This is a genomic window from Georgenia sp. (genome assembly GCF_054605595.1).
Genome location: NZ_JBTSDU010000158.1, coordinates 1 through 6,004, shown reverse-complemented (window position 1 = coordinate 6,004; position 6,004 = coordinate 1). Strand labels below are relative to the sequence as shown.

6 protein-coding genes and 1 pseudogene are annotated in these 6,004 nt (G+C 73.3%); 1 reads left to right on the top strand and 6 read right to left on the bottom strand.

The features are described 5' to 3' along the window. The 3 genes from ACYC1Z_RS13735 to ACYC1Z_RS13725 form a co-directional block, all read right to left on the bottom strand. The coding region (locus ACYC1Z_RS13735; protein WP_461410088.1) for a VOC family protein at nucleotides 1-158 on the bottom strand (158 nt) is incomplete at its 3' end. Nucleotides 159-163: 5 nt separating this feature from the next. Beyond that, nucleotides 164-610 carry a helix-turn-helix domain-containing protein gene (locus ACYC1Z_RS13730; protein WP_461410087.1) on the bottom strand — a complete coding sequence of 149 codons (447 nt, stop codon included), beginning with the start codon at nucleotides 608-610 and terminating at the stop codon, nucleotides 164-166. Further along, nucleotides 611-1,477, bottom strand: coding sequence for a putative protein N(5)-glutamine methyltransferase (locus ACYC1Z_RS13725; RefSeq protein WP_461410086.1), 867 nt, complete (start codon nucleotides 1,475-1,477; stop codon nucleotides 611-613). A gap of 444 nt (nucleotides 1,478-1,921) precedes the next feature. Here ACYC1Z_RS13725 and ACYC1Z_RS13720 point away from each other — a divergent pair, with 444 nt between their 5' ends. Beyond that, the gene (locus ACYC1Z_RS13720; protein ID WP_461410085.1) at nucleotides 1,922-2,272 is read left to right on the top strand and encodes an RNA polymerase-binding protein RbpA; all 351 of its coding nucleotides are present in this window, start codon (nucleotides 1,922-1,924) and stop codon (nucleotides 2,270-2,272) included. A gap of 89 nt (nucleotides 2,273-2,361) precedes the next feature. Here ACYC1Z_RS13720 and ACYC1Z_RS13715 read toward each other — a convergent pair whose 3' ends face one another. From ACYC1Z_RS13715 to ACYC1Z_RS13705, 3 genes and pseudogenes are all read right to left on the bottom strand, one after another. Further along, the gene (locus ACYC1Z_RS13715) at nucleotides 2,362-3,108 is read right to left on the bottom strand and encodes a polyprenol monophosphomannose synthase (RefSeq protein ID WP_461410084.1); all 747 of its coding nucleotides are present in this window, start codon (nucleotides 3,106-3,108) and stop codon (nucleotides 2,362-2,364) included. Next, a complete protein-coding gene (gene lnt / locus ACYC1Z_RS13710; protein WP_461410083.1) occupies nucleotides 3,105-4,787 on the bottom strand; it encodes an apolipoprotein N-acyltransferase in 1,683 nt (560 codons plus the stop codon). The genes ACYC1Z_RS13715 and lnt overlap by 4 nt, the downstream gene beginning before the upstream one ends. A gap of 451 nt (nucleotides 4,788-5,238) precedes the next feature. Further along, nucleotides 5,239-6,004 (bottom strand): annotated as a pseudogene (locus ACYC1Z_RS13705) (DEAD/DEAH box helicase); the annotation flags it as partial.

Sequence of the window (6,004 nt, the reverse complement as noted above, 5' to 3'; positions counted from 1 at the left end):
GACGTGCCCGGCTGGTTCGGCGGGCCGACCATGATCCACCGCATACCGTCGTACCCGACGTCGTTGCGGACCTCGAACCCGAGGGTGTCGCGGTCGCACGTCAACGCGGCGTCGGGATCGGCCTGTGGGAGGAACGCGCAATGAATGGTGACGTCCATGGGCATCACGTCAGGTGCGGTACCACGAACCGCGCTTTCCGATTCCTGATCGGCCTGGTGACCTGCTTCGTCAGGCACGACGGCGGCTCCGCCGTCGCCGGACCGGCCTGGTTCCGGTAGCGGCTCGGTGGGATCCCGACCGACTCCGTGAAGCGCGTGCCGAAGGTGCCAGACGACGAGAAGCCGACCGTGAAGCAGATCTTGGTGACGCCCAGGTCCCCACGGCGCAACAGCGCCATGGCGCGCTCGATGCGCCTGGTCATCAGGTATGCACAGGGCGACTCGCCGTGCACGAGGCGGAACTGACGGCTGAGATGCCCGGCCGACATGTGCGCACCGCGGACGAGCGCCTCGACGTCGAGCGGCCGGGCGTACTCGCGGTCCATCCGGTCGCGGACGCGGCGCAGGCGGGTGAGGTCGCGCAGGTGATGCTCCTCGGCGGGGGTGGTCACTCACCCGATCGTGCCACGGGGAACCGGCCCTGCCCAGCGCGCCCGTCGGCGGGCAACGGTGTCTGCCGGATCGTCCCCCGATGAGTCCGGAACCGCCCTGGTGGCGCACAGGACGGTCGCCCCCGACTCACCCGAGCGGCTCAGGTCGACGGTGAGCCCGGCCAGCCGCACGACGGCGGTCGCTGCCTGGACCTGCCTCTCGGACAGCTCCGTGAGGAGGAAGCCGCCGGGGCGCAGCCAGTCCGACGCCTCCGCGATGACCCGGCGGAAGACGTCCAGGCCGTCCGGGCCGCCGTCCAGGGCGAGCCGAGCCTCGTACAGCCGGGCCTCGCGCGGCATCAGCGCGAGCGCGTCGGTGGGCACGTACGGCACGTTCGCCACCACTGCGTCCACCTGGCCCCGCAGCTCCGCCGGCAGCGGCGCGTAGAGGTCGCCCTCGTGGACGTGCACGCCGGGGCCGGCGAGGTTCCGGTGCGCGCACGCGACCGCGGCCGGGTCGAGGTCCGTCGCGTGCAGGGTGAGCGGCCCGACGGCGGCCAGCAGGGCGGCGCCGATCGCGCCCGCGCCGCAGCACAGGTCCACCACCACCGCGCCCGGTCGCACGCGCCGGACGGCCTCCCGCACGAGGTGCTCGGTCCGCCGGCGCGGGACGAACACGCCCGGGGCGACGACGAGGCGGAGCCCGCAGAACTCGGCCCAGCCGAGCACGTGCTCGAGCGGGACTCCCCCGGCCCGCCGCTCGACCATGGCCGCCAGCTCGGCCTCCGACCGGGACTCGGCGAGGAGCAGCCGCGCCTCGTCCTCGGCGTCCACGCACCCGGCGGCGCGCAGCCGCCCGACGAACGCGTCGTGGCCGTGCTCGGTCATCGCGGCGATCCGCTCAGCAGGCGCCATGGCCGCGGGCGCGCGACCGCGGGGCCAGCCGGCCGCGTCGTCGCCCGCCGGTGTGTCACGGCTCGTGATGTGACGGGCGCGACGACGCGGATCCGCGCACTGAGCAGGACGGCAGCCGCTCGGTGGCGTACGCTGATCGACTGCACTACGCCGACGTCGGTCATGGCCAGACTCCCTGACCGGTGGACGAGATGTCCAGCGTGCCGCAAACCAGCGGCGGGGGGCGGCGCCCGCGATTCCGAGCCGCGGCACGAGCGTGAGCGACACACCTCACAGGTCGGTCACATTCTCACCGGAACACGGTGAGGGGTCAAGACGTTGAACAAGATGGCAACCGTAGGTGGCGGACGTGTCGGACCCGCCACAGACCGGCGGGTCCACTGCACCGCCAGGACATGACGATCGAGGGAGAAGCACATGGCAGAACGGTCATTGCGCGGGATGAAGATCGGTGCCAACAGCATGGAGAACGACGAGGGCGTCGACTTCGCCCCACGGTTCCAGGCTGAGTACACCTGTCCGGACGGGCACACGTTCCACCTGCCGTTCTCGGTCGACGCGGACGTGCCGCCGGTGTGGGAGTGCCGGTGCGGGAAGGAGGCTCTCCTCCTCGACGCGACCAAGCCCGAGCCCAAGAAGGCGGTCAAGCCGCCGCGTACGCACTGGGACATGCTGCTCGAACGCCGCACCATCGCGGACCTCGAGGTGCTCCTGGAGGAGCGGCTCGCGCTGCTGCGCTCCGGTGAGTTGCGCCGTCGCAGCGCCTGATACCCCGTCCACGAGGGCCCGCCCGGAACCGAGTTCCAGGTGGGCCCTCGTGTCTCGTGCGGCCCAGCGGGAACGGACCACGCGGCCCCTCACGAGGCCCCGCCGAGCACCCGTCGCAGCTGGCCCCATCGGTGCTGGACGCCCCACAGGGTGGTGCGCCACAGTGCCTCGAGCACGATCGCGCGGCTCATCTTCGACTCCCCCTCCGCGCGCTCGACGAAGCTGATGGGGACCTCCGCGGTCCGCCCTCCCCCGCGCTGCACACGCCAGGTCATGTCCACCTGGAAGCAGTACCCCTGCGACTGGATCTCGCCCAGTGGCAGTCTCCGCAGCGTGTCCGCCCGGTACACGCGGAAGCCACCCGTCGCATCTGCGACGCCCAGGCCCAGCAGGATCCGGACGTAGCGGTTGCCGCCCCGGGACAGCAGCTGCCGGCTCGCCGGCCAGTTCACGACGGCGCCGCCCGGTACCCACCGGGACCCGAGCACCAGGTCCGGCGCGTCGGGCTGCTCGGCGCGGGCCAACAGCAGGGGAAGCTGCTCCGGGCGGTGCGAGCCGTCGGCATCCATCTCGACGACGAGCTCGTAGCCGCGCTCGAGCGCCCACGCGAAGCCGGACACGTAGGCACGTCCCAGGCCCTCCTTGCCGGTGCGGTGCAGCACCCGCACGTGCGGGTCCTGGGCCGCCGCGTCGTCGGCGACGTCGCCCGTGCCGTCCGGGCTCGCGTCGTCGACGACGAGGATGTCCGCCGTCGGCACCGCCGCCCGGGTGCGCGCGATCACGACCGGCAGCGAGGCGCGCTCGTTGTAGGTGGGGATGATGACGAGGGTCCTCATCGGCGGCCACCCACGGGGATGCGCCCCCCGCGGCCGGTCGTCCGGCCACCGGACCGGCGCGCCGCCGGGCCCGCGGTGCGGCCGGCAGCGCGGCCACGGGACCGCGGGGCCGAGGTCTGCCGGTCGTGGCGGGCGTGCGCCGCTCCGAGGAAGCCGGCCACCAGCAGAAGGGCGGCGAGTCCCTGGACCGCCCACGCCGGCGCCTGTCCGAGCCGGTCCGAGACGGTCAGCGAGGTCCGTAGCGGCAGTGTCTCGATCATCCGCTCCGCGGTGAACAGCCCGGTGCTCCGCTGCACCACCCCGTTCGGGCTGATGATGCCGCTGACCCCGACGGTGGACACCTGCACCACCGCGCGCCCGTGCTCGACGGCGCGGAAGCGGGACATGGCCAACTGCTGCGTGGACTCCTGGGTCATCCCGAAGGAGGCGTTGTTCGTGGGGATGACGATGAGCTCCGCACCCTCCCGGACGGCGTCGCGGATGAGCTGGTCGTAAGCCACCTCGAAGCAGATCGCGGTGGCCAGCGGTACGGCGCGGCCGAGCCGGTCGACGGGCACCTCCAGCACGGCCGTCCCGGTGCCGGCCGCCATGTCCGTGGTGATGAGGTCGACCGCCGAGGTGAACCTTCGGAAGAAGTCGCGGTAGGGCATGTACTCGCCGAACGGGACCGGGTGCTGCTTGGTGTAGGAGGCGGCGCTCCCCTCCCCCGGCTGCCAGAGGATGTAGTCGTTGTACCGAGTGCGGGTCTCACCGGGCTGCTCGATGAACCGCTGCGTGCCGAGGAGGATCGGCGCGTCGACGGCGCGGGCGGCGGCGTCCACGGTGGCGGCGACGTCGGCGTCCGTGCGCGGGTCGATGTCGGAGGCGCTCTCGGGCCACAGGACCACGTCCAGGTCGCCCGGACCGACCTGCTCCAGGAGGGCCTCGGTGCCGGCGGCGTGGTTGGCGGCGATCACCCGTGCCTGCGACATCGACTCGGCGCCCTGGCTGGTGACGTTGCCCTGCACCGCCCCGACGTTCAGCGTGCCGGCCTCGGCCCGGGTGCCGAGGGGGACGGTCATCGGCACGAGCACCAGCCCGAAGGCGACGACGAATGCGGCGGAGGCCGCACCCATCCGCAGGCGTCGGGCGTTGGCGAGCACGAGGGCGAGCAGCGCGCCGACGGCGACGACAGCGGCGCTGACGAGGACGGTGCCGCCGAGCGCGGCCAGGCGCACCAGTGGACCGTCATTCTGCGAGTAGGCCAGCAGTCCCCATGGGAACCCGCCGAAGGGCCAGTGGCCCCGGAGCTGTTCGACGGCGACCCACAGGACGGCGGCGGCGAGCACCCGGGCCCAGGTGCGGCTGCTCAGCCATGTGCTGCGACGCACCCACGCCCAGGCCGCCCCGAACGCGGCGATGGCGCCGGCCTCGGCGACCGAGAGCGCCAGCCAGCCGATGGGCTCGCCCACCGCCTCGACCGCCCACCACAGGTGCGGGAGGAAGAACGCGAGGCCGAACGTGAAGCCGACGACGGCTCCCCAGCGGGCGCTGTCACGCCGCAGGGCCAGGAGCAGCAGGGCGACGCCGACGAACGCCATGGGCCACCACGACTTCGCGGGGAAAGCCGTCTCGGTCGCCAGTCCGCCGGCGACCGCGAGGACGAGCGTCCATGCGCGAGAGGGGAGGGTTCCGGGCACCAGCTCAGTCTAGATGCCGCTGCGGCACGGTCCGCGCCGTGGTGGACATCCGTCCCCCGGCGGGCAAGCGGCAGACCCGCGCATCCTTCGGACCGGATGTTCCGCCCGAGGGCGGACCAGCCGTTTTCTATCGGATGCGCGAGCCTGGTCACTGCTTGCCCTGCGCCCTCGCACGCACGACGGTGTGTCGAGGGCGCCCGGGGAACAGACCACGAACCTAGCGCCCCCGGCCAAGACATCACAACTCGGTGACGGCGCAGGTCAGGGGGAATGACGCAGGTGGCCGCGTGGGACCCGGGCGCGTACCACCGGCGTGTCGTCGGAGTGTCGGTGTGGGCGACACGCGGGGGCTCAGCCCTCGTCGCTTCCCCGCCGTCGAGCTCCTGGACGGGCTCCGGTCACCGTCCGGACACCTGCGCCACCTGGCAGCCGCTCGCCTCCTGCGTTCCGATCAGACGCTCGACCAGGCGACGACCCCGCGCCGCACCAGCCCCATGGCCTCGTGGGCCCGTTGCGCGAGCCGCACGTCCGGCGCCGCGGTGGCGATCTGGTCCAGCACGTCCAGGACCTGCTTGGACCACCGGACGAAGTCCCCGGCCCCGAGGTCCGCCGCGCGCAGCACGTCGGCGAGGGGATCCCCGTCCGCCCACAGATACGTCGCGCGCACCAGACCGGTGTCGAGGGGTTCGCCGGCGGGGAGCCCGTGCAGGCGTTCCAGCTCGGCCAGGTGGTCGTTGATGGCGAGGGTCTCCTCCAGTGCCTGCCCCAGGCGGCCGTGCCGGCCGCCCGGCACCGGACCGGGGCCGGGTGGCTCGGCGGTGCGTGCCTGGTACACGGTGGTGGAGACGATCGCGGCGAGTTCGGCGGGCCGCAGGTGGTCCCAGGCGCCCGAGCGCAGGCACTGCGCCAGGAGCAGGTCGTGCTCGGCGTAGAGGCGGGCCAGCCATGTGCCGTGCTCGCTGACGGCCAGGTCGGCATCTGCGGTGACGCCGCTCGGCCGATCGAGGCTGTGCCCGCCCGGCGTCTCGCCGGCTCCGTCGCCGTCCGTGCCCGCGCGGTCGGTCGCGTCCACCGCGTGGCTGCCGCGCACGAGGTAGCCGAGCTCGGTGAGGACCGCGCACACCTTGTCCAAGTCCTGGGCGATGGACCCGGTGCGGCGCTGGATCTTCTCGAGGAGCTGCTCCTGCTCGGCCCGGGCACGCTCCCACCGGTGGGCC

What these genes read in the sequence shown, in the direction of transcription:
- ACYC1Z_RS13720 (WP_461410085.1), top strand. Translation starts at nt 1,922, where the DNA reads ATGGCAGAACGGTCATTGCGCGGGATGAAGATCGGTGCCAACAGCATG.
- ACYC1Z_RS13725 (WP_461410086.1), bottom strand. Translation starts at nt 1,477, where the DNA reads ATGACCGAGCACGGCCACGACGCGTTCGTCGGGCGGCTGCGCGCCGCC.
- ACYC1Z_RS13715 (WP_461410084.1), bottom strand. Translation starts at nt 3,108, where the DNA reads ATGAGGACCCTCGTCATCATCCCCACCTACAACGAGCGCGCCTCGCTG.